This window comes from Halorussus sp. AFM4 (assembly GCF_051194995.1).
In the GTDB taxonomy this organism is placed as follows: domain Archaea; phylum Halobacteriota; class Halobacteria; order Halobacteriales; family Haladaptataceae; genus Halorussus.
This window is the reverse complement of sequence record NZ_JBNTJT010000005.1, coordinates 317,555-340,176: the sequence shown is the minus strand read 5'-3', so window position 1 is coordinate 340,176 and position 22,622 is coordinate 317,555. Positions and strand designations below refer to the sequence as shown.

Annotated in this window: 17 protein-coding genes; 14 read left to right on the top strand and 3 right to left on the bottom strand. The window is 58.5% G+C overall.

Going from position 1 to position 22,622, the window contains the following annotated elements; all coding sequences use genetic code 11:
- Nucleotides 1-28: 28 nt before the first annotated feature.
- Both ACQUQF_RS21785 and ACQUQF_RS21780 read left to right on the top strand, forming a co-directional pair.
- Nucleotides 29-1,123, top strand: coding sequence for a phosphotriesterase family protein (locus ACQUQF_RS21785; RefSeq protein WP_435181319.1), 1,095 nt, complete (start codon nucleotides 29-31; stop codon nucleotides 1,121-1,123).
- 125 nt (nucleotides 1,124-1,248) lie between these two features.
- A complete protein-coding gene (locus ACQUQF_RS21780) occupies nucleotides 1,249-2,649 on the top strand; it encodes a dihydroorotase (RefSeq protein ID WP_435181317.1) in 1,401 nt (466 codons plus the stop codon).
- A gap of 21 nt (nucleotides 2,650-2,670) precedes the next feature.
- Here the strand turns inward: ACQUQF_RS21780 and ACQUQF_RS21775 are convergent, their stop codons facing one another.
- On the bottom strand, nucleotides 2,671-3,093 hold the full coding sequence (locus tag ACQUQF_RS21775) for a DUF3830 family protein (RefSeq protein ID WP_435181315.1): 423 nt from the start codon (nucleotides 3,091-3,093) through the stop codon (nucleotides 2,671-2,673).
- A gap of 93 nt (nucleotides 3,094-3,186) precedes the next feature.
- Between ACQUQF_RS21775 and ACQUQF_RS21770 the strand changes: the two genes are divergently transcribed.
- The gene (locus ACQUQF_RS21770) at nucleotides 3,187-4,920 is read left to right on the top strand and encodes a hydantoinase B/oxoprolinase family protein (protein ID WP_435181313.1); all 1,734 of its coding nucleotides are present in this window, start codon (nucleotides 3,187-3,189) and stop codon (nucleotides 4,918-4,920) included.
- Nucleotides 4,921-4,938: 18 nt separating this feature from the next.
- Here the strand turns inward: ACQUQF_RS21770 and ACQUQF_RS21765 are convergent, their stop codons facing one another.
- A complete protein-coding gene (locus ACQUQF_RS21765) occupies nucleotides 4,939-6,249 on the bottom strand; it encodes a M20/M25/M40 family metallo-hydrolase (protein ID WP_435181311.1) in 1,311 nt (436 codons plus the stop codon).
- A gap of 245 nt (nucleotides 6,250-6,494) precedes the next feature.
- Entirely contained in the window at nucleotides 6,495-7,133 is a 639-nt protein-coding gene (gene rdfA / locus ACQUQF_RS21760; RefSeq protein WP_435181309.1) for a rod-determining factor RdfA, read from the bottom strand.
- A 97-nt stretch (nucleotides 7,134-7,230) separates the two neighbouring features.
- On the opposite strand from rdfA, the gene dapA reads away from it, so the two are divergent.
- From dapA to lhgO, 11 genes are all read left to right on the top strand, one after another.
- The gene (gene dapA, locus ACQUQF_RS21755) at nucleotides 7,231-8,109 is read left to right on the top strand and encodes a 4-hydroxy-tetrahydrodipicolinate synthase (protein WP_435181307.1); all 879 of its coding nucleotides are present in this window, start codon (nucleotides 7,231-7,233) and stop codon (nucleotides 8,107-8,109) included.
- 121 nt (nucleotides 8,110-8,230) lie between these two features.
- Nucleotides 8,231-10,258 carry a hydantoinase/oxoprolinase family protein gene (locus ACQUQF_RS21750; RefSeq protein WP_435181305.1) on the top strand — a complete coding sequence of 676 codons (2,028 nt, stop codon included), beginning with the start codon at nucleotides 8,231-8,233 and terminating at the stop codon, nucleotides 10,256-10,258.
- Nucleotides 10,255-11,982, top strand: coding sequence for a hydantoinase B/oxoprolinase family protein (locus tag ACQUQF_RS21745; protein WP_435181304.1), 1,728 nt, complete (start codon nucleotides 10,255-10,257; stop codon nucleotides 11,980-11,982). The genes ACQUQF_RS21750 and ACQUQF_RS21745 overlap by 4 nt, the downstream gene beginning before the upstream one ends.
- Nucleotides 11,979-13,292, top strand: a complete 1,314-nt coding sequence (locus tag ACQUQF_RS21740) for a M28 family peptidase (RefSeq protein WP_435181303.1) — start codon at nucleotides 11,979-11,981, stop codon at nucleotides 13,290-13,292. The genes ACQUQF_RS21745 and ACQUQF_RS21740 overlap by 4 nt, the downstream gene beginning before the upstream one ends.
- Nucleotides 13,293-13,412: 120 nt before the next feature.
- Entirely contained in the window at nucleotides 13,413-15,104 is a 1,692-nt protein-coding gene (locus tag ACQUQF_RS21735; protein WP_435181302.1) for an ABC transporter substrate-binding protein, read from the top strand.
- Between the two features lie 83 nt (nucleotides 15,105-15,187).
- The gene (locus tag ACQUQF_RS21730; protein ID WP_435181301.1) at nucleotides 15,188-16,207 is read left to right on the top strand and encodes an ABC transporter permease; all 1,020 of its coding nucleotides are present in this window, start codon (nucleotides 15,188-15,190) and stop codon (nucleotides 16,205-16,207) included.
- Between the two features lies 1 nt (nucleotide 16,208).
- On the top strand, nucleotides 16,209-17,108 hold the full coding sequence (locus ACQUQF_RS21725; RefSeq protein ID WP_435181300.1) for an ABC transporter permease: 900 nt from the start codon (nucleotides 16,209-16,211) through the stop codon (nucleotides 17,106-17,108).
- A complete protein-coding gene (locus ACQUQF_RS21720) occupies nucleotides 17,105-18,247 on the top strand; it encodes an ABC transporter ATP-binding protein (RefSeq protein WP_435181299.1) in 1,143 nt (380 codons plus the stop codon). Before ACQUQF_RS21725 ends, ACQUQF_RS21720 begins: the two co-directional genes overlap by 4 nt.
- Nucleotides 18,248-19,318, top strand: coding sequence for an ABC transporter ATP-binding protein (locus ACQUQF_RS21715; RefSeq protein WP_435181297.1), 1,071 nt, complete (start codon nucleotides 18,248-18,250; stop codon nucleotides 19,316-19,318).
- Nucleotides 19,319-19,359: 41 nt separating this feature from the next.
- The gene (locus ACQUQF_RS21710; protein ID WP_435181296.1) at nucleotides 19,360-21,111 is read left to right on the top strand and encodes a hydantoinase B/oxoprolinase family protein; all 1,752 of its coding nucleotides are present in this window, start codon (nucleotides 19,360-19,362) and stop codon (nucleotides 21,109-21,111) included.
- A 43-nt stretch (nucleotides 21,112-21,154) separates the two neighbouring features.
- Entirely contained in the window at nucleotides 21,155-22,363 is a 1,209-nt protein-coding gene (gene lhgO / locus ACQUQF_RS21705) for an L-2-hydroxyglutarate oxidase (RefSeq protein WP_435181295.1), read from the top strand.
- The last annotated feature ends 259 nt before the right edge of the window (nucleotides 22,364-22,622 follow it).

Below are 22,622 nucleotides of genomic sequence, written 5' to 3'. Positions count from 1 at the left end.
TTTGTATCAGTCCAGCAATGAAGGAGATATGTCCGACGCGACCGGACAGGTACTATCCGTGGAAGGGCCGATTGCACCTGAGACCGTGGGAGTGACGCTACCCCATGAACACGTGTTCATCGACTTCACGGATGGTCCGTCCTCACTACCAGAGTCGAGTGTCGAGCGACGCATCGCTCGTGAACCGGTGACCATGGAGAACCTCTGGTACGTTCGGCGACACCCGATGCAACATGAGGACAATCGCCGACTCGATGATGCCGATGTTGCCGCCGATGAACTCCGCCGATTCACCCAGGCCGGCGGTCGGACCCTCGTCGATGTCACCCCGAAGAACGTCGGCGGTGACCCAGAGCGCGTCCGCGGACTCTGTCACGGACTCGGACTCCACTGCATCCACGGTACGGCAATCTACATGGAGACGTTCCATCCAGAACGGGTCACCCGGATGTCGGTCGACGATATCCGTGAGGAGTTCGTCCGCGATGTCCGCGAAGGTATCGATGGGACACGTGTCCGAGCGGGCGTCATCGGTGAGATCGGGTTGAGTGGTCGGATCCACGACGACGAGAGGAAGGTCCTCCGGGGGGCAGCCAGAGCCGCTGCGGAGACCGGTGCACCTCTTGCCGTTCATCCGCCGGGTCGAACACCCCACGCCCAACGTGACCGAACGTATCCCTCCTCACGATGGGGATTGGAGATCCTGGACATCATCGAGGAGGAGGGTCTCCCACCGGAACGAGTCGCGATATGTCATATGGATCGGACCATCTTCGAGGAGCTTGGGTACCAACGTGACATTGCAGAGAGAGGCGCGTATCTGGAGTACGACCTCTGGGGACACGAGCTCCACCTCGATAGGTACAACGATGCCTACATGCCGGATGCACAGCGACTCGAGTTCACGACGACGCTGATCGACGAAGGGTATGCTTCCCACCTCCTCTTCTCACACGATGTCTGTAACAAGGTCCAGTACACGACCTATGGCGGATTCGGGTACGCCCATATCCCTCGGAACATCACGTCTCTCCTACGTGATCGTGGCGTCGACGAAACTACTATCGACCAGATCCTCATACAGAATCCTGCGGACTGGCTCACCTTCGCCGAACCAATCTGAGCACCGATGGTGGCGACATCGACATGATTGTCACGTGGTGGTAGATCGATCAGCGGATGGCGGTTGTCGATGCCATCAGCGAGCTGGACCCTGAGATATAACTTGATGGCTGTCGAGGTCGTACTATGGGTCTTGATACTATCATCCGTGATGGTACGGTCGTTAATGCCGATGCGACCTGGGAGGCAGACATCGGGATTGCGGACGAGCAGGTGGTGGCGGTCGGTGATGCGACGAGGTTCCCCGACGCAGACAAAGTCATCGATGCGACGGACCGCATCGTGATGCCGGGGGTGGTCGACCCCCACGTTCATGTCGCTGATATGTTCTCGGGCGATACGTATCGGACTGCAACCGCGGCCGCTGCACTTGGTGGCGTGACAACCATCATCGACTTCGGATGGCAGGCCTGGACCGGCGAGATGAGCCCGTACGACAGGCCAGCGTCACTAATCGAGGGGATCGAACGGAAACAGGAGAAGGCCGATGAGGCCTTCGTCGATTTCTCACTCCATGGCGGTATCACCCGTGAGGATCCGGCCGTGTTCGATGATCTCAAGATGGCCATCGAATCAGGCGTCACGTCCTTCAAGATGTACACCACGTACGAAATGGGCCTCTCGTACGGCTTCATCGACCGAGTGCTCGAGCAACTCGCCGATATCGGAGGTGTTGCCGTCGTCCACACCGAGGATCCGACCATCTGTGACACCCGAACGGACATGCTCCGGGCGGCCGGGCGTGGTGATCCGACCGACTATCCGGATTCGCGGCCAGACTACGCAGAGGCCGTGTCCGCCGCGACGGTCGGTCGCCTGGCGGCCGAGCATGGCGCCAAGTACTACGGGTTCCATACTACGAGTCGGAAGGCACTCGCCGAGCTGGAGCGGGTCAGATCCGAAGCAGGACCCGAGACCATCCGAGCAGAGACATGCACGCATTACACCGCGCTTGACGAATCGGTGTACGAAGAACAAGGGAATCTGGCGATGATCGCCCCACCTATCCGCCCCTCCGCCGACCAAGATGCGCTGTTCGAGCATCTCAGACGTGGGACGCTCGATGTCGTCTCGTCGGACCACTGTGGCTACACCCGAGCTGACAAGGATGTCGACGACTGGTGGGACAGCGCGTTCGGTGCGAACGGTCTTCAGACCGAGCTACCTGTGTTCCACGACGAGGCGGTCCATGGCCGAGGATTCTCGTATCCAGCACTGGTCCGCGTTAAGTCAGCGCTCCCTGCGAAGCTGTTCGGCCTCCCGCGGAAGGGGGCCATTGCGCCCGGTGCAGATGCCGATATCGTGGTGTTCGACCCGAATACGACATACGAGATCGATGCTGCCGATAACGCCTCGATCTCGGACTTCACCCTTTACCAAGGACGGGAGGTGACAGGGGGCGTTGAGACGACGCTCGTCCGGGGTGAACCTGTCGTCGAGGACGGTGAGCTCGTGGCATCACCAGGTCATGGCGAGTTTGTATCTCGGGAGCCCCCGGAGTGGACCCCCGACACCGTCCTACAGTGATACACTATCCTCCACACAGCGCTACTCATCCGTTATCCGAAGGGTCACATCTTGACCGCCATCCTCGAGCGTGGTCGCCTCGATCGAGCTCAGTGTCTCTTGCGAGGCGTCAAGTGTGGCGACGTGATTGCCAGCCTGCTCTCCAGCCGGGCTCTTGAAGCAGGTCGGCCCACACGCCACTAGCAGCTCCTTGTCGTTCTTGTAACCCGGATAGAGGAGTACATCTCCGCGTGAGGGGTAGACGGTGTGGTTCTCCCGTGGGAGTTCTGGAAGTGCAGTATCTTCGAGGTTCACCCATGTCGCGTAGCCACTCCACCGAACGTGCAACAGGGTCGATTCGAGTGGGAGAAGGTCGTGAAGGGCGTCCACGCTCTCCGAAGCCTCTTTTTCGAGAAGTTCACCACGCAATACGGTATCGCCAAGGTCGAGTTCTAACGCTGACACAGTTCCATGGTCTCTGTGACCGATGATAAATCTGTCCCCGCCTCCTGCGACGAAACAATCAAGAGGCTGTCCGGAGGAGTATGACCGGTGACGATGTCATCCGCCCAATCTACAGTCGATCCTGCAACGGTAGAGATCATCCGTAACTACCTCCAATCAGCAGCGACCGAGATGCAACGCACACTCGTCCGGACAGCGTACAATACGGCGATCTACGAGATGCTGGACTTCGGTATCTCGATCTACGACGCAGATCTCAACCTTGTCGCCGATTCCCCCGGATTGACACTCTTCCTGGGTGCGAACGACTACAGCATCAAGAAGGGCGTGGAGTACGTCGGGGAGGAGAACCTCGCACCGGGCGACATCGTGATGATGAACTATCCGTATTGGAGCTCGGCCCACACCCTCGACCCCTGTCTGTTCTCGCCCGTCTTCGACGAGGACGACGACGAGATTATCGGCTACACCGTCGTCCGTGCACATTGGATGGATCTTGGCGCGAAGGATGCGGCGTACGTCCACGATTCGACCGAGGTATACCAGGAGGGTATCCTCTTCCCCGGAACGAAGGTCTACAAGCAGGGCGAACCCGACGAGGAACTCCTCGAACTTCTTCGGTTCAACACCCGTGTGCCCGACAAGGTAATCGGTGACCTGAACGCGCAGGTCGCTTCACTGAACATCGGTGGACGGCGGCTCCGTGAACTGTACGGTAAGTACGGGTACGAGACCATTGAGACCGCCGTCGACCAGGTCACCATCCACGGTGAACGGCAGACCAGGGAGGCATTGCGCGAGTTGCCTGACGGGACATGGTACGCTGAAGATTTCGTCGATGATGATGGCATCAACGAGGAGCTCGTAAAGGTCGCGGTCGAGGTGACGATCGACGGTGACGAGTTCCGACTCGACTTCTCGGACTCGTCGGACGAGGTCGAAGGACCGATAAACGTCCCCTACGGCGAGACAGTGACGATGGGGAAGCTCTGCCTCAAGACCCTCACGACCCCGCATGAACCATCGAACGGCGGCCATTACACCCCGTTGTCGGTGACGGCGCCTGAAGGGAACCTGTTCCACGCGACCCATCCGGCGCCGACGTTCACCCTCTGGCCGTCGATGTTGGGTGTCGAGACCGTGTTCAAGGCACTCTCGAAGGGACTCGACGGCATCCCAGCCCATTCGGGCGGCGATATCTGTGCGTTCATGACGTGGGGAGAGGACCCCTCTACCGGCCGATCGTTCATGCTAGGTTGTAACGAAGGCGTCGGTTGGGGGGCCACCGATGAACACGACGGCGCAAACGGACTGATGCACATCACCGAGAGCAACGTCCGCAACACTCCGATCGAGATCTTGGAGCATAAGGCCCCGATCGAGGTCGAGCAGGTCGAACTCCGTACCGACTCCGGGGGTGCTGGAGAACATCGTGGGGGGCTCGGTATCCATCGTAGCTATCGATTCACCGCTGACAGTAACGCCCTCGTCACCGTGAAGAAGACGAAGACCGATGGCTGGGGCATCGGTGGTGGGGAATCAGGCGCGCGGAACGAGGTCGTCCTACGTCCGGAGACGGAGGAAGCCGAGTCAACGGGTACATGTCGTGATTCATTCACTGCTGGCGAGCGGCTTTGGAACCGCTCAGGTGGTGGTGGAGGACACGGAGATCCCCACGACCGATTGCCGGAGGTAGTTCGAGCAGACGTGATCGATGGCTATGTATCCCGGGAGGCAGCGCGAGACACCTATGGAGTCGTACTACATGATGACAACAGTATCGACCACGAAGCGACCCGTGCCTTACGTCAGAAGAAGATCCAGTGACAGGAGGGGATCCGAAGGTCACGTCGTGGGAGTATACTCCACGAGGAATACAGCAAGGGTAGCGATCGTCTCGAGATACTCCTCTCGGTCGATCCATTCGTCGCGATCGCCCATCGCACCGGCCTCTGGGCCGAAACCCACTGTTGGAGCATTCCAATACAGAATCGGGTACCGGATATCGCTGGCCGTATGCCCATAGTAGTAGGTGGGTGAGTGACCTGTTACCTGTTCGATTGTAGTATCCGCTGTCTGGACAGCTGCCGTGTTGGTCGGTGTCTCTGCGGACTCGGCCACGTGATCACCCCGATGGATGGCTACGCTCGTGACGCCGTTCTCCTGGGCAGTTTCATAGACCGTCTGACGGACCCCCTCCTCGACAATGTCCAGCGATACGCTGGGTGGGAAGGCGAGCGCGATCGTAATCGTACAGCGTTGCGGCATCTCATAGACTGCACGACCGCTATCATCGACATCGACATCGGAGAGCAGGACACCGGCAGAGGTTCCAGCCGCATCCTCGACGCCTGAGTGTGCATGTTTGTCGGCAAGTTCGTCAGTCCAAGCGTGTAGTTGCTGTGTTACAGGTCCGACAGCATCGACCGGGTTCACACCTTGGTGGGCGTACAGCGGATGATGGGTCTCGCTTGTCTGTGGTGGTCTTCCTTCCAGGATCACGGTACATTCATAGAGTCCATTGCTGCCCACCTTGAGATCCTTCAGCCCCTGTCCGCTTTCAGCGGGGTGAACGTACACTGCTGCATCAGCTGGTCCGTGTTGTCGCATCAGACCATATGTTCCCGCGACCCCGAGTTGCTTCCCGAGAATGCTGGCCACACTGACCGAAGTTGCTGGGTCCCAACCACCCTCCGCCAATGTCTGAAGGGCCCCGATGGCGGCGGTGACTCCGCTGACGTCGTCCGCAATGCCAGGGCCGGCGAGTCGTCCGCCCTCGAAGTCAACGCCAACGCCCTCTGTTGCATACCGATAACTGGCAGGTGATTTATCTGCATGTGCGAACAGGAGTGTCGTAGCCTCATCTCTCTGTTTTGTATCCTCACGGCTGGGGAACCGACCGACAACGTTCTTGCCGAACTTCATCCCATCAGGATTAGATTCGAGCTCTTCCTGAAACGCTGGCTGGTCCTCGATATCACCGCGTTGGAGGGTGAAATCCGAGGTTGATGCGCCGACCAACTCCAGTCGTTCTGCCACCCACTGCTGGAAGGTCTCGACATCCTGGAGGGATGCCTGTAGCCCGCTTCGTAACACCTCTGTGTGTCGGTCCGCGTGCTCGAACACTCGTTGCTTGATCTCATGGTGCACGGTCATACAGTACTTCTCTAGGTCGAGAAGTTGGGATAAATAGATTTTCCCTGACTCAAGAACGGAGACGCCGCCAAGGTATTTACAGAAGTACTACTGTAAATCACATCCGTCGATAACGGAACCATCCGCTGAAAAACATGAATTTCATGGTAATGAGTACCCAATACCGTGCTAGTCCATACCACGTTTACAAAAGTACTACTGTAAAGACCTGTCTAGGGCTGTCCTGTCAAGAGAAGACACGTTCCTTAGAGGACCCCGTCCTCCTCCTGGCATTGACAGCCACCGTTCCGGAGGAGGTTACCCAGATCATGGCTCGTCTGGCACGCCTTACAGAAGACACTCACATCCACATAGACATCGAATTCATCCAAAGCAATCTGGTCCTGGTTTCGAAGCTGTTCGAGTTTGCTGTCCGCAACAGCAACCGTCCGGTTCTGAATCGAGAAGATTTCACTGGCGACCTTGTCCACTGGATCGTGATTTTCCTTCTCAGGCTTCGAGGTATCGAGACAGTCGGTCAGGTGATTGTAGATGGTCTGATGTGAGACGAAGTCCGATTCAACTTCCTCGATGGCGACATCTGCACGCTTGAGGGCATGGCGGATGTTCACTCGGACCCCTTCGGTCACGTCATCATCGGTGAGCATGCGATAGGTGTTGTCCACTTCCCCCTCAAGGTAATCGAAGTCCCCAGCGTCAAGCGCTGCACGGAGAAGCCGCTTGTTGAACTCATCGGTCAATGCCCGGATACTCATCTGGTCCGTGCCCTCGCCACGCCACTTTGCCGTTAAATCCTCGTCGATCGTGGTCAGGTCGTATTTCTGCCGTAATCGCCCGACCTTGCAACAGTTTTCTTGTTCTGCCGCCCCGGTGGATTTGGTCATATAGTCGTGTTATTCGGCCCCGGCTGTAAAAACTGTTCGAGTACGTGAATCGGCCTGACCCGAACCATTATACACCTACCAGAAAAATAGGGGAGGTATGTCCGTGACAGAAGGTGTACTTCCACCGATCACGACACCAATGGACGACAACGGGAACATCGACTATGATGCACTCCGCGCTCATATAGACCGGCTTGAAGATGCGGGTGTGCACGGGATAATTCCCTGCGGGTCGACCGGTGAGCGTGCGACGCTCACACGCGAGGAACACGAGCAAGTTATCGAAACGACGGTGGAGACCGCATCGACAACGGTCCTTGCGGGGACCGGGGCGAGCTCGACGGAGGAGGCTATCCAACTGTCGCAGCACGCTGCAGATGTCGGCGCGGATGGTGTCCTCATCATCTATCCGTACTACAGCTGGCCATCTAACGAGCACGTCGTCCGACACTACGAGGCCATCGCCGACGCAATCGACATCCCGTTGGTCATATACAATATCCCGAAACGCACGGCACGGAATCTCGAACCGGATGCGACCGTCCGGCTCGCCGAACATCCCGACATTGCAGGCATAAAGGAATCCGCGGGGGACATCAACCAGATCTACGAACTCCTCCGGCGGACACATGACATGGAGTTCGATGTGCTCTCCGGGTATGACTCGCAAGCTCTCTCGACGCTCACGCTCGGCGGAACAGGTATCACGAGCGTCGCTGCGAATGTCTTCCCGGAGACGGTGTGTGAGCTTTTCGAGGCAGCCCGTGAAGGAGAATTAGAGCGAGGTCGGCAGCTTCATGAGGAGATTCTGGAGATCGAGACCGCGATGAACCTCCAAACTATCCCTGTTGCCGTGAAGGCTGCGCTCGATATCGTCGGAGTCCACGGACCACATGTCCGGCCACCGCTGTACGAAGCGGACCAGGACACAAGAGAGAAGCTAGAGGATTTCCTGGACGACCGCGAGCCTGCGTAATCACTAACTGGCCGCAGAACAGATCTCTCACCGCTAACGAGCCAAAAGCAATCTCGCTCGGTGGTTTCGATTGGGCGGGATAAACTATTTAATGATTCCCGAGTATTGACTTGACGTACGCATGTCCGACCATTTAGCTGTAGATATCGGTGGAACGTTCGTCGACGCTATTTCGTTCGACTCTTCTACCGGTGAAATCTCGCTTGAGAAGGCATCGACCACGCAGGAGGATCCGAAGGAAGGAGTCCTGGATGCCGTCGGGAAGGTAGACTTGAACCTCGCTGACTCCCGGGCATTCACTCACGGCACGACGTTGGGTCTGAACGCTTTACTTGAGCGGGAGGGCGCCACGACAGGTATCATCACCAATGAAGGCTTCCGGGACGTGTTCGAACTCGGTCGGTATGACGTCGAAGAAGGTGAGATGTATAACATCACCTACCAACGACCGGAGCAATTGGTGGACCGACGCCGCCGTCTCGGGGTCCCAGGTCGGCTGAACGCTGATGGGGAGGTCGTCGAACCACTCGACGAGACCGCTGTGCGAGAGGCCGTCCGTGAACTCGTCGAAGACTGGGACGTCGAGTCCATCGCGGTCTGCTTCCTCCACGCGTACAAGAATCCCGAACACGAGCAACGAGTTGCTGACATCATCAAGGAAGAATATGATGATGTGAGCGTGTCCCTCTCCTCAGACATCACCAACGAGTACCGCGAGTACGAGCGGACCGCAACGACCGTCCTGGACGCATACATCAAACCGATCTTCGAGTCATATGTCGACCAGCTCCGTGACTCGCTCCACGACCGTGGGCTCGAGGCGCCGTTCTTCATCACCCGTTCCGGTGGTGGTGCACTCGCGGCTGACAACGCCAAGACCGCACCGGTCCAGACAATCCTCTCAGGGCCGGCTGGTGGACTCATCGGCGCATCGTTCGTCGGTCGACGGACCGACCGCGAGGATCTCATCACCGTCGACATGGGCGGGACCAGTCTCGATGCCTGTGTGATCGAGGACGGTACCCCTGCAGTCGAGTATGAGGCAACACTCGAGAACCAGCCCGTGATGATCCCGATATACGACATCCGGACGATCGGGGCAGGCGGTGGATCCATCGCCTGGCTCGACGGTGGCCTTCTGAAGGTGGGTCCGAAGAGTGCAGGCGCCAACCCCGGCCCGATCTGCTATGGGAAGGGCGGTGAGGAGCCGACGTTGACCGACGCAGCCGTCGCACTCGGGTACATCGATGCCGATGCGTTCCTCGATGGTGAGATGGATCTCGCGACCGACGCTGCAGGACAGGGTATCGCAGACCGCATTGCTGACCCCCTCGGGATGTCGGTTGCTGAGGCGAGCGAAGGTATCTTCAACGTCACGCTCGCCAACACCGTAGGTGCGATCAGGGAGATCACCGTCGAGAAGGGACTCGATCCCCGTGAGTTCACGATGTGTGCGTATGGCGGAGCAGGACCGATGTTCGCCCCATTGCTCGCGCGTGAACTGGGGATGAAGGAGATCCTCATCCCGCAAGCACCCTCGGTATTCTCGGCCTGGGGGATGCTGATGGCCGACGTCGTCTACGACTTCTCACAGACACGAATCAACGTGTTGGAGGAATCGGACTACGACACACTCATCTCCGACTTCGAGCGTCTCGAGGATGAGGGACGTCAGACGCTCGCCGATGAGGGGTTCACCGACGACGAGCAGCAGTTTGAGCGGTCCGTCGAGATGCGGTACCTCGGACAGGAACACACCGTCGAGGTGCCTGCCGACGATATTAGTTCACTTGAGGAGCTCGGCCAACGGTTCGAGTCACACCACGTCGATCGGTACGGTCACGCCATGGACGACCCCGCCGAGGCAGTCCATATCCGGGTGCGAGCCGTCGGGACGACGGAGAAGCCCGAACTCCAGTCCGCCGATAGCGTCGAAGATGTCCCAGTGACAACGACCGAAGCGTACTGTTTCGCCACGGAATCATTCACCGACTTCGATGTCGTACCGCGGAGCTCACTTGCCCCGGGCGACACCGTTCCTGGGCCTGCGATTATCCGAGAGCCCACCACGACTATCGTGTTCCACTCCGATCAGCGGGCGACCGTCGACGATTTCGGACATCTGGTCATCGCGGAGGCCGACGAATGAGTCGAACGGCGACCCGGACGGACCCAGCGACCGTCGAGGTCGTTCGTAACTACCTTCACTCCGCAGCGAACGAGATGCAACGCACCCTCATCCGCACCTCGTACAACACCACCATCTACGAGATGCTGGACTTCGGCATCTCGATCTACGACGCCGACCTCAACCTCGTTGCCGATTCCCCCGGCCTCACGATGTTCTTGGGTGCGAACGACTACAGCATCAAGAAGGGCGTGGAGTACGTCGGGGAGGAGAACCTCGCACCGGGCGACATCGTGATGATGAACTATCCGTATTGGAGCTCGGCCCACACCCTCGACCCCTGTCTGTTCTCGCCCGTCTTCGACGAGGACGACGAGATTATTGGCTACACTGTCGTCCGTGCACACTGGCGCGATATCGGCGCGAAGGATGCAGCGTATGTTCACGATTCGACCGAGGTGTACCAGGAAGGCATCCTCTTCCCCGGGACGAAGGTCTACAAGCAAGGCGAACCCGACGAGGAACTCCTCGAACTCCTCCGGTTCAATTCTCGGATGCCCAGTGCGACGTTGGGTGACCTGAACGCCCAGGTCGCAGCCATCCGAATCGGTCGGCAACGATTGCAGGAACTCCATAACCGACATGGGAGCGAGACCGTCGAGGCTGCAGTCGAGCGTGTCCTTGACCACGGTGAACACCAGGCTTGCGAAGCACTACGTGACCTTCCAGATGGCACTTGGTATGCAGAGGACTACCTTGATGACGATGGAATCAACGACGAACTGGTCAAGATGGCTGTGGAGGTGACGATCGACGGTGACGAGTTCGGCGTCGATTTCACCCCCTCCTCGGACGAGGTGGAGGGCCCGGTGAACGTCCCCATCGGGATGACCGAGACGACATGCAAACTGGCGCTGAAGACGTTGACAACTCCGCACGAACCGTCGAACGCTGGTCATTACGCTCCACTATCGGTGACGGCGCCCGAAGGGAACCTGTTCCACGCGACCCATCCGGCGCCGACGTTCACCCTCTGGCCGTCGATGCTCGGAATCGAGGTCATCTTCAAGGCACTTGCGAAAGGGCTTCCGGAGCGCCTCCCCGCTGCGTCAGGAGGTGACCTCGGCGCAATCATGGTCTGGGGGACAGATTCCGACTCCGGGCGGATGTTCATGGAGGGCTGTAACGAGGGTATCGGCTGGGGAGCCACCGACGACCACGACGGCGCGAACGGACTGATGCATATCAGCGAGACGAACGTCCAGAACACACCGATCGAGGTCCTCGAACACAAGGCGCCGGTCCAGATCGAACAGTTGGAGATACGGCCGGACTCAGGCGGTGCCGGACGTCACCGTGGTGGGGTCGGTGTCCAGCGGGATTATCGTTTCCTCGAGGATGCGAAGGCGCTGGCCACGGTCAAGAAGACGAAGACGGACAACTGGGGGATCGATGGTGGTCAACCGGGCGCCAGGAACGCCGTCGTCCTCCGACCAGGCACCGACGACGAGGAGTCGACCGGCACCTTCCGTGACTCATTCACCGCAGATGAGGTCGTCTCGAACCGGACCGCCGGTGGGGGCGGCTATGGCGACCCGTACGAGCGGTCGCCGGAGGCGGTGCGCGCCGACGTCATCGACGGCTACGTCTCCCGCGAGGCAGCACAAGAAAAGTACGGTGTAGTTCTGAACGACGATGATAGCATCGACCATGAGGCAACCCGTGACCGAAGGGCAGACAGATGAACCTCCCTGATGCAGTAATCGGTAGAGCGTATCGGAGTAGACGTGGCTGGCGGTTGCTGGAGGAGATCGTCGATCGTGATCGGATGGCCGGTCATGACGGCGAGAAGGAAGCAGCGACGGCATTGGCAGAGGCGCTGGCTACGGCCACTGGAGGTGAGACACAGATCAACACGTTCGATATCACCGGATGGTGGCGAGATGAGACAACCATCGAGGTAGACGATCGAACCTTTGACGCTGCACATGAGGTAGTCGCACTACCGAACAGCCCTGCCAGCGAAGGTTCCGCGACCGTGGTCGATGTCGGACATGGGACGCCGGAGGAGTTCGAGCAACACGATGTCGAGGATAAGTACGTGCTAGCGACCAGGGGTAGTCCAACCGGTCACCCCCATGTCCACCGCTGGGAGAAGTACGGCCGGTCGGTCGACGGCAGGGCGGCAGGTTTCATCCTCGGAAGCGATCTGGAGGGCTGTCTTCCGCCGACAGGCCATATCGGAGCTCCCGACAAGGCCCCTGCCGCGATACCAGGTGTCGGCGTGAGTCAGGAGGTGGCCGCATGGTTACGACGGCACGAGCCGCAGACGGTCTCGCTGTCGGTCTCCGCAGACTCCCGGCAGGCGACGTCACAGAACGTCGAGGCGATACTCGGCCCGAATACCGACGAGGAGGTGCTCGTGACCGCCCATCTGGATGCACACGATGTCGGAGACGGAGCCGAAGACAACGGTCTCGGTTGCGCAGCATTGGTCGAGATAGCTGCAACGCTCTCAATGGTCGAGGACGATCTCGACACGAGGGTGCGGTTCGTCGGGTTCGGAGCTGAGGAGGTCGGGATACAGGGGTCAGCTCGGTGGGTCTCGGAACACGACCTGGATGCGATCAAGGCTGTGATGAACGTCGACACCGCAGGGACAGGTCGGACACTACGGCTCAAGACGATGGGATTCGACGCCGTCGAGACAGCGGTCTCAGCTGCAGCTCAGACACTGTCGGTGCCGGTCGAGTTCCATCGTGATATCATCCCTGACTCCGACCACTGGCCGTTCGTCCAACGGGGTGTTCCCGCTGTCACCGCTAACTCGGTCCGTGAGACGGAGGGTCGAGGTTGGGGCCATACGCACGGTGACACCCTCGACAAGCTCGATCAACGAGACCTTCGGGAGACGGCGATCGTGCTCAGTGCGGGAGTGCTCCAGCTCGCGGCAGCTGACGTCGATGTCCCACATACAGACCCTGGGGATATCCAGGAATTGATCCCTGAGAATCACCGACGAGGATTGGAGGTCAGTGGCCGATGGCCCTTCTGAATCAGTTCGTTTCTGTAACTCGTAGGAATCGACCGTCGATGTAGGAAAGGGGATAATTTTGCCGGGGCATATAAGAGGTCTCCCAAACCTTTTTATCGGTGTGGGGTGAGATAGGTTCGTATGGTGAGCAGTAACGATGACCAGTACCGCAGGCGAGAGATGCTTAAGTACACCGGCATCGGGGTCGGTACGACACTGATCGCTGGGTGTGCTGGTCAAGACAATCCGGACAACCGGAATAGTCCCACGGACCAAGATACAACTACCACGCAAGATTCTGCAGACGATACTCAGAATCAGAACAACAATCAGGCAAATCTGGTCACTTACATCGGGTCCGGTGAGGTGGCAACCCTAGATCCGGCGAAACACCAGTTCCTGCAGACCAGCACACTGGCTGTCAACCTCTACGACCCTCTGCTCTTCATCGATCCAAAGACGCAAGAGCCGACAGCACACGTTGCGACCGATTGGTCAACGTCCAATAATGGAACAACGTGGGAGTTCAAACTGCGCGACGATGTTACGTTCCACAACGGCGACCAGCTTACCGCCGAGGATGTCGCGTACTCGATGGATCGGCTACTTGGAATCGGACAGGGTTACTCCTATCTGTTTAACGGCATCATCAAGCAGGGTAGTACCACTGCAGTAGACAAGAGGACGGTCCGATTCAACCTACAGCAACCGTTCAGCGTCCTTCCGGCTGCGCTCACTCGGTTATTCATTGTCAACAAAAGTGCAGTAAAACCGAAAGCGTCCGGTGGCGACTGGGGTTCAGGATACCTCCAGAAGAACGTCGAAGGTTCTGGGCCGTACAAGCTCGGGAGGTGGCAGCAGGCGAGTTCACAGATCACGTTGGAGGCGTACGACGACCACTGGCGCGGATGGCCGGACAACAGACTTGACCGGGTTCAGTGGCGCCTCGTCAACGAAGTGTCGACGATCAAGACGATGTTCCAGCAGGGCAATGCCCACGCGGTGCATCTGTTCTTCCCGGACACGACGAAACGGGAGATCGCGAAGTTCGACAACGTCCGGATGGAGAAGGAGGTGAAGAAGTCTACAAACGCCTACTACATCTTCCAGCATTCCCAGAAGAAACCCCTCGACGACGTCAACGTTCGCCGCGCGATTGCCCATGCGTACGATTACGAGACTGCCATTAATCAGATTCTAGGTGGAGCGCCGATGGCAGGGCCGGTCCCGAGTTCCCTCGCGGGGCACAACGATAACCTCAGCCCGATAAAACAGGACCTCGAGAAAGCGAAAGCAGCGTTGGAGAAATCGAAGTACTCGCTGGAGGAGATCAACTCGGTCACCATCCAGGACTCGTACGATCCCAGCCTGCCGACCAACCGGAAGGCCGCGCTGCTTCTCCGGAACAATCTGAACAAAATCGGCATCAAGAACGTGGAACTGGTCCAAGACCAGTTCCCGGCACTTGCCGAGAAGGTGCAGTCCAAGGAGACATCGCCGCACATGTATCACCTGTTCTCCCCGGCCACTATTCCGTCGGCATTCAGTTTCCTGAATGGACTCTTCCTGCCATCGGCATTCGGGACAACCAATGGTGGGCATTGGTTCTCGACCGACAAACTCCAGTCCCTGCTCAACGATGCAGTCCAAGCTGAGACGACCGACAAGAAACAGGAGAACTGGAGGGAGGCACAGAAAATTATCCAGAATAACTATCCGTCACTGAACGTCGCCCAGATGCCGGTCTTGATGCCGATGAACGAGTCCGTCAAGGGATGGACCTATCGCGGTGCCATGGGATACGATATCTACTTCAATGATTGGCATAGATAGATTGTTATAGTTCGACCGAACATCGATTCAGTTATCTGTCTCGAGAATCAGATTCCTTTCAAGCCAACAGACGCATACGATTCATGAAACGAACCGCATTCATCCTGCGCCGTACCCTTCAGAGCGTGCCGGTGCTACTCGGACTCTCGGGTCTTATCTTCATCATCGCACGCGTCGCCCCGGGAGATCCGGTCGCTGCAGCGCTCGGACCAACGGCCTCACAGGAACAGATCCAGGAGTTCCGGCGCGAGCTCGGTCTGAACGAGCCCATCCATGTCCAGTACATCGATTGGATTACCGGTGTCCTCCAAGGCAACTGGGGGATGTCCCTCCAGACCTACAACAACGTCTTCCACGACATCGCCATCCGGTTCGCCGCAACCTTGGAGCTGGTAGTGGTATCGCTACTGTTCGCGATCGTCTTCGCCATCCCACTCGGTATGATTGCAGGAACGCATAAAGATCGCTGGCCCGACCACCTTTCGCGAGTACTGGCCTTCTTCGGTGTCTCGATGCCGCGATTCTGGATCGCAATCCTCTTCCAGGTCATCTTCGTCGCGTGGCTGGGCATCCTACCGTTGACCGGACGCCTCTCGTCCGGCGTGGAAGCACCGCCGACCATCACGGGACTGTTCCTCATCGACAGCCTCGTCACTGGCCAGTGGGCGACGTTCGTCGATGCGGCGAAACATATCCTCCTGCCAGCAGTCGCACTGGGGCTCTCGTCGCTCGCCCGTATCGCCCGGTACATCCGGTCGGACGTCGTCGAGGAGCTGCGGAAGGATTACGTCCTCGCCTCCCAGTCGTACGGGCTACCGAGAAGCCTGATCGAATACAAGTATATCCTGAAGAACTCGTTCTCGAGTTCACTGACCATCATCGGACTTGACTTCGGGTTCCTGATGGGGAACGCCTTCCTGGTGGAGATCGTCTTCGTCTGGCCGGGCATGGCCAAGTACGGCGTCAATGCGATCCTCTTCTCCGACACGAACGCGATCATCGGTATCACCATGGTCATCGGGGTCATCTACGTCGGCACCAATCTCCTCGTTGACCTCCTGTACGGCTACCTCGACCCTCGAATCGTGATGGAGGGAGACTGATATGAGTGTGTTAGAGCGAGACCGGATAATCGATGAATCCGCACGACAACGCCTCCGTGACGTCCGGAAGAAGGGCCGCCGATTCCTCCAGAATCCGCTCTCGGCGGTCGGCCTTCTCATCGTACTGACGGTGATACTGACCGCGATATTCGCCCCTGTCATCGCCCCCTATCCAGCGGACACCGGGGATACGCTACACTTCGACCAGACGAACGAAGCCCCAAGTATCGAACATCCGATGGGGACCGATACCGTTGGCAGAGACGTCTTGACCCGGGTCATGTACGGGGCACGCATCTCGCTCTTGATGGGGCTGGTCGTGGTGAGTATCGCAGTCGCCATCGGTGTTCCACTTGGGCTTGTTGCCGGCTATCTTGGAGGCTGGGTGAACACCGTCATCATGCGGGTGACGGACATCTTCTTGGCGATTCCGCCGGTACTACTCGCGCTGTCGATAACAGCCGTGTTGACGGCCAACCTCTGGAACGCGATGATCGCCATCGCATTCGGATGGTGGACGTGGTACGCCCGGCTCGTCCAAGGTGAGGTGCTCTCCGTGAAGGAGGAGGAGTTCGTGGAAGCCAGCGAGTCACTCGGTGCCAGTTGGCCTCGGGTCGCGTTCAAGGAGATCCTTCCCAACATCGTGGCACCGTTGACTGTCAAGGCCACGCTCGATATGGGAGCAGTCATCCTCGTCGGTGCGGCGCTCTCGTTCCTCGGACTGGGTGCACAACCACCGACGCCGACATGGGGTCGGATGATCTCGATCGGTCGAGACCATGTCACCAGCCAATGGTGGTTGGCGACGTTCCCAGGCCTAGCCATCTCCTTCACTGTGCTCGGATTCAACCTACTAGGTGATGGTCTCCGAGACATGTTCGACGTGGAGGTGGAGGAATGAGTGACACCGCTGGAGAGGAGCCACTTCTTGAGGTCACAGATCTCCACGTCCACTTCCAGACCCAGTCGGGGACGGCAAAGGTCATCAACGGTATCGATCTGACCATCGAAGAAGGACAGACTGTCGCGCTGGTCGGTGAAACCGGCTGTGGGAAGAGTGTGACTGTCAAGACCATCCTGGGACTGCTGTCTCAGCCGCCAGCGATCGTCCCTGAGGGGTCGATTAGGTTCAAGGGACAGGAACTGCTTGGTCTCTCAGACGCAGAGATGCAGCAGTATCGAGGCCAGCAAATCAGCATGATCCTTCAGAACCCCATGACAGCGCTCAACCCGATCTTCACCGTGGGGGAACAGATGGTCGACGTGCTCCGCTGGCAGGGCGAGCGTCGGGTTGGCGTGACAGATTGGATTCGTACCAAACTCGGGGATGACGGGCATCGAGAGCGTGCCCTTGAGGTTCTAGAGAAGGTCAACATCCCAGCTCCCGACCGTGTCTTCGAGTCGTATCCCGTGGAACTGTCCGGTGGCATGCGCCAACGAGTGCTGATCGCGATCGCTCTACTTTCGGAGCCGGACCTGCTCATCGCAGATGAGCCGGGGACTGCACTGGACGTCACGACGGAGGATAAGATCTTATCATTGCTGGATGAGATGATTGAGGAGACAGATGCAAGTGTCCTCTACATCACCCATGACCTGGGGGTCGCTCGTCAGGTGAGCCAGGAGACCAACGTCATGTACGCCGGTGAGATCGTCGAACATGGGCCGACGGATGAACTGTTCGAGAAGCCGAAGCACCCCTACACCCGGGGCCTGCTCGACAGTATCCCCCAACTCTCGAAGGATATCGGGAGTGGGATTCCGGGGGAGATCCCAGACTACACCAACCCCCCGTCAGGGTGCCGATTCGCACCCCGGTGTCCCTTCTCGGAGGACGAGTGCCAAGAGGTCTTCCCCTACCGTCGTCCGACCGATTCCGAGCAATCCGTCGGCTGCCACCTCTACCAGGGTGAGCCAATCTTCGACCGGCATTCGGACCTCGCCGATGAGGATACGTACATCGGCCCACCGCCATGGGTGAACGAACAGACCACAAAGAAAGCCGACGTGGCAACGCCAGATGAATGGGAGGAGTCATAGATGTCTCAGCCAACCGCATCCGAGAAGACGCTCGAACTCGAGCCGCAAGCAGAGTCAACCGTTCGCGCCATCGACGTTAAGAAGCACTTCCCTGTCAAGGAGGGGTTGCTGGGCGGGAAGACCGGGGAGGTCCGTGCTGTAGATGGTGTCTCGTTCAGCATCCCCAAGGGTGAGACGTTCGGGCTCGTCGGCGAATCAGGATCCGGGAAGACGACGCTCGGCAAGACGTTGTTACATCTCCATGAACCGACTGGCGGTACCGTGGAGGTGGCTGGACAGCGGCTAGACGAGCTCTCGAAGCGACAGCTTCGGGAGTTCCGACAGCATATGCAAATCGTCTTCCAGGACCCCACCTCCAGTCTCAATCCCCGTAAACGGGTCCACCAGATTATCACCGAACCGATGCGGATTCACGATATTGGCACCGAGGACGAGCGTCTCGAGCGGGCCGAGGAGCTGTTGGAGATCGTGGGTCTTCCTGAGGAGTACCTTTATCGCTCCCCGACCGCGCTCTCAGGCGGACAGAAACAACGCGTCGGTATCGCGCGAGCCGTTGCGGTCAATCCGGATTTCGTCGTCCTCGACGAGCCGACGAGCGCGCTTGACGTAAGTGTCCAGGCTCGGATCGTCAACCTCTTCGAAGATCTCCAGGAACGGTTCGATCTCACCTATCTGTTCATCACGCACGACCTATCGCTCGTCAAGAACATCGCCGACTGGATCGGCGTGATGTATCTCGGTCGGTTAGTGGAGGTCGGTCCGACCCAGCAGGTGTTCCGAGATCCCCAACATCCCTATACGCGTGCGTTGCTGTCGGCCATCCCGACGATCAACGAGGCCGATGAACGATTCAAGCCCGAGAAGATCGTCCTCGAAGGAGAGGTCCCTGATCCGAGGGAGAAACCGAGCGGCTGTGCATTCCGGTCTCGCTGTCCGCATGAGTTCCCCGCCTGTGCCGAATCTGAGCCGGGATTCTATGACGTCGGTCCAAGTCACTACTCGAGATGCTTCCTTCACGATGACGAACTCGAGCCTGATGGACCACCCTGGGAACCAACCAGCACCATCTGATCGAGGAGTCGATCTGAACAACCAACAGGATATGATGAACCATGACAGGTAACACGGAGGGAGCGACGGTCGAGATAGACACAGAACTGAATCCAGCGACTGTAGAGGTGATTCGCAACTATCTCCACTCTGCCGCCACGGAGATGATGCGAACACTCGTACGGACGGCGTACAACACCACCATCTACGAGATGCTGGACTTCGGCATCTCACTCTACGACGAGGAGTTGAACCTCGTCGCCGAAGCCCCTGGGCTCACACTCTTCCTAGGGGCCAACGACTACGGCGTCAAGAAGGCAGTCGAATACGTTGGTGCGGAGAACCTCCAGGAGGGGGACGTCGTCCTCATGAACTACCCCTACTGGAGTTCCGCTCACACGCTCGATCCGTGTCTCATCTCCCCCATCTTCCATGATGATGACCGAATCGGATATGCCGTCGTTCGCGCTCACTGGATGGATATGGGTGCGAAGGACGCAGCGTACGTCCACGATTCGACGGAGCTCTACCAGGAGGGCCTCGTGTTCCCTGGTACGAAGATCTATGAAGCTGGTGAACCTGACGAGGAACTGATCGAACTCCTTCGGTTCAACACGAGGATGTCACAGAAGGTCCTGGGAGATCTCAACGCACAAATCTCCGCACTCCGTGTCGGCCGTCGCCGATATGCAGAGCTGTACGACCGGTACGACGCCGAAACGGTCAGGGCAGCTGTGGCTCGAGTCGTCGAACACGGTGTTACGAAAGCGAGGGAAGGTGTCCAGGAGTTACCGGACGGGACGTGGTACGCCGAGGATCATCTCGATGATGATGGGATCTCGGATGACCTCGTGCGGATGGCCGTCGAGGTTACCATCGATGGCGACCGTTTCACCGTCGACTTCTCGGACTCCGCCGACCAGGTCAAGGGCCCGGTCAACCTACCGTACGGCAAGACCGAGACGATGGGGAAGCTGGCGTTGAAGACGCTCACGACCCACGATGAACCCACCAACGCGGGTCATTATGAACCGCTCTCCGTCATCGCTCCTGAGGGGAACCTGTTCCACGCGACTCCTCCGGCACCGACGTTCACGCAGTGGCCTGCACACACGGGTATCATGATGGTCTACGAAGCCCTCGCCGAAGGGATGCCGGACCGCATCCCTGCAAGTTCTGGCAGCGATCTCGGCGCGGTCATGTTCTGGGGCGAACGTCAGGAACGCGATGAGTGCTTCATGATGGGCTGTAATGAAGGGGTCGGATGGGGTGGAACAGCGGACCATGATGGTGTGAACGGTGTGATGAACATCACCGAGAGCAACGTCAGGAACACCCCTATCGAGGTGATGGAATCGAACACACCTCTGTTGATTGAACGTGTGGAGCTTCGGACCGATTCCGGGGGTGCAGGAGAACACCGAGGTGGACTCGGCATCCAGAAGGACTATCGCTTCACACATAACGCGGATGCACTGGCGACGGTCAAGAAGACGAAGACGGACAACTGGGGGATCGATGGTGGCCAGCCGGGCGCCCAGAACGCGGTGGTGCTCCGGCCAGGCACCGACGACGAGGAGTCGACCGGCACCTTCCGCGACTCGTTCACGGCGGGTGAGCGACTCTCCAATCGAACCGCAGGCGGTGGAGGCTACGGAGATCCGTACGGACGGTCGCCAGAGGCGGTGCGCGCCGACGTCATCGACGGCTACGTCTCCCGCGAGGCAGCACGGGATACCTACGGTGTCGTGCTGAATGATGATGACAGCATTGATTATGAGGCGACCGCTACTCTTCGGGAAGAAGAGAAGTAATGGTGAGTTTCAGTTCGACTATGGTGTCTAGGAGTGAGATAGTTTGACCGACCATGACATCGCCATCGTCGGTGGTGGAATCTTCGGCGTCTCAATCGCGAAGCATCTTGCCGAAGGAACCGAACATGATGTCTGTCTGATCGAGAAGGAGTATCAGCTGGCGACCCACCAGAGCGGACGGAACTCTGGAGTCCTTCATCCCGGCTTGGCGCTCGACCTCGAACCCGGTACTCGGAAGGCTGAGTTCGCTATCGAGGGTAGCCGCCGGCTTCGAGACTACTGTATCGAACGGGACCTTCCAATCCGGGACACGGGTCTTCTTCTGGTCGCGACGAACGAAGCCGAGGTCGGACAACTTCAAAGCGTCCACGACCGAGTCAGGGACCTGGGTATCGATATCGAATGGCTGGACGGCGAGGAACTGTCCGAGTACGAACCCAATGTCCGTGGTCAAGCAGCACTCCACACGCTAGACGCCGCGACCGTCGATACCAAACCGATCACGTACGAACTTGCGAAGGACGCCCGTCGCGGAGATGTCGAGTTCTACCTTGGAACGGAGGTCCAGCAGGTCGACCGTTCACAGGATGGGATACACATCCTCACGGACAAAGGAACCCTCAGTGTCGATTATCTGGTCAATGCTGCTGGAACAGCAGCTGTCCATCTCGCACATGAACTCGGCGTCGCTGAGGAGTACAGCTCGGTCCCCTTCCGTGGACAGTACTACGAGCTCACCACGAACCGTCGAGATCTCATCCGGACGAACGTGTATCCGGTCTCGATGCCGCCTCGGGTGCCGAACCAGGTCGGAGTCCACTTCACCAGGCGTCCGGACAACAAGGTCATCGTCGGTCCGACCGGAATGATCGCATTGGGACTGGACACGTACGGTGTGACTCAGTTCGATCTCGAAGAGGTTCGTCGAACGGTCTCCTCATCGAACTTCTGGCGGTTCATCGGATCGCCGGATACGATGCGTATCGCATGGCGAGAGCTCAACAAGACGTACAGGAAGGAGGTGTTCCTGGACCACTGCAAGAAACTTGTTCCAGAGATAGATGAGTCGGATATCTCACGAAGTTATGTCGGTATCTCTCATTACGTATTGGATCAGCAGGGACAGGTAGGGGATGAATCTCGGTTCGCCTACGGAGAACGCTCTTCTCATATCCTCCGCCCGAAACCGGGTCTGACCTCCTCGCTCTCGATAGGCGAGTATATCGCACACGAGGTCGACAATCGGTTCTGATCGACGGACTGACCGGCTACTCGCCAGTTCGATGAGGCTACTGATGAAGAGCACCATGTCACGATGCGGTGTGTTGTCTACGAGTGGGACTAACAGCGGTAGTTGCTGTTACCCAGCTTCTCATCCGTATACCCTATAGGGTGCCTTCCAGAGGTGGTAACCGTAGCTTCTTGGTGTACTCCTCCGAGCGGTCGTTCGAGAGCACTACCTCGGGGGTGGAATCACTCTGTTTGGCCGCGATTCAATCGAGCCCCTCCAT

What these genes read in the sequence shown, in the direction of transcription:
- ACQUQF_RS21750 (WP_435181305.1), top strand. Translation starts at nt 8,231, where the DNA reads ATGTCCGACCATTTAGCTGTAGATATCGGTGGAACGTTCGTCGACGCT.
- ACQUQF_RS21740 (WP_435181303.1), top strand. Translation starts at nt 11,979, where the DNA reads ATGAACCTCCCTGATGCAGTAATCGGTAGAGCGTATCGGAGTAGACGT.
- dapA (WP_435181307.1), top strand. Translation starts at nt 7,231, where the DNA reads ATGTCCGTGACAGAAGGTGTACTTCCACCGATCACGACACCAATGGAC.
- ACQUQF_RS21785 (WP_435181319.1), top strand. Translation starts at nt 29, where the DNA reads ATGTCCGACGCGACCGGACAGGTACTATCCGTGGAAGGGCCGATTGCA.
- ACQUQF_RS21765 (WP_435181311.1), bottom strand. Translation starts at nt 6,249, where the DNA reads ATGACCGTGCACCATGAGATCAAGCAACGAGTGTTCGAGCACGCGGAC.
- ACQUQF_RS21730 (WP_435181301.1), top strand. Translation starts at nt 15,188, where the DNA reads ATGAAACGAACCGCATTCATCCTGCGCCGTACCCTTCAGAGCGTGCCG.
- ACQUQF_RS21780 (WP_435181317.1), top strand. Translation starts at nt 1,249, where the DNA reads ATGGGTCTTGATACTATCATCCGTGATGGTACGGTCGTTAATGCCGAT.
- rdfA (WP_435181309.1), bottom strand. Translation starts at nt 7,133, where the DNA reads ATGACCAAATCCACCGGGGCGGCAGAACAAGAAAACTGTTGCAAGGTC.
- ACQUQF_RS21715 (WP_435181297.1), top strand. Translation starts at nt 18,248, where the DNA reads ATGTCTCAGCCAACCGCATCCGAGAAGACGCTCGAACTCGAGCCGCAA.
- ACQUQF_RS21735 (WP_435181302.1), top strand. Translation starts at nt 13,413, where the DNA reads ATGGTGAGCAGTAACGATGACCAGTACCGCAGGCGAGAGATGCTTAAG.
- ACQUQF_RS21770 (WP_435181313.1), top strand. Translation starts at nt 3,187, where the DNA reads ATGTCATCCGCCCAATCTACAGTCGATCCTGCAACGGTAGAGATCATC.
- ACQUQF_RS21725 (WP_435181300.1), top strand. Translation starts at nt 16,209, where the DNA reads ATGAGTGTGTTAGAGCGAGACCGGATAATCGATGAATCCGCACGACAA.
- ACQUQF_RS21720 (WP_435181299.1), top strand. Translation starts at nt 17,105, where the DNA reads ATGAGTGACACCGCTGGAGAGGAGCCACTTCTTGAGGTCACAGATCTC.
- ACQUQF_RS21745 (WP_435181304.1), top strand. Translation starts at nt 10,255, where the DNA reads ATGAGTCGAACGGCGACCCGGACGGACCCAGCGACCGTCGAGGTCGTT.
- ACQUQF_RS21710 (WP_435181296.1), top strand. Translation starts at nt 19,360, where the DNA reads ATGACAGGTAACACGGAGGGAGCGACGGTCGAGATAGACACAGAACTG.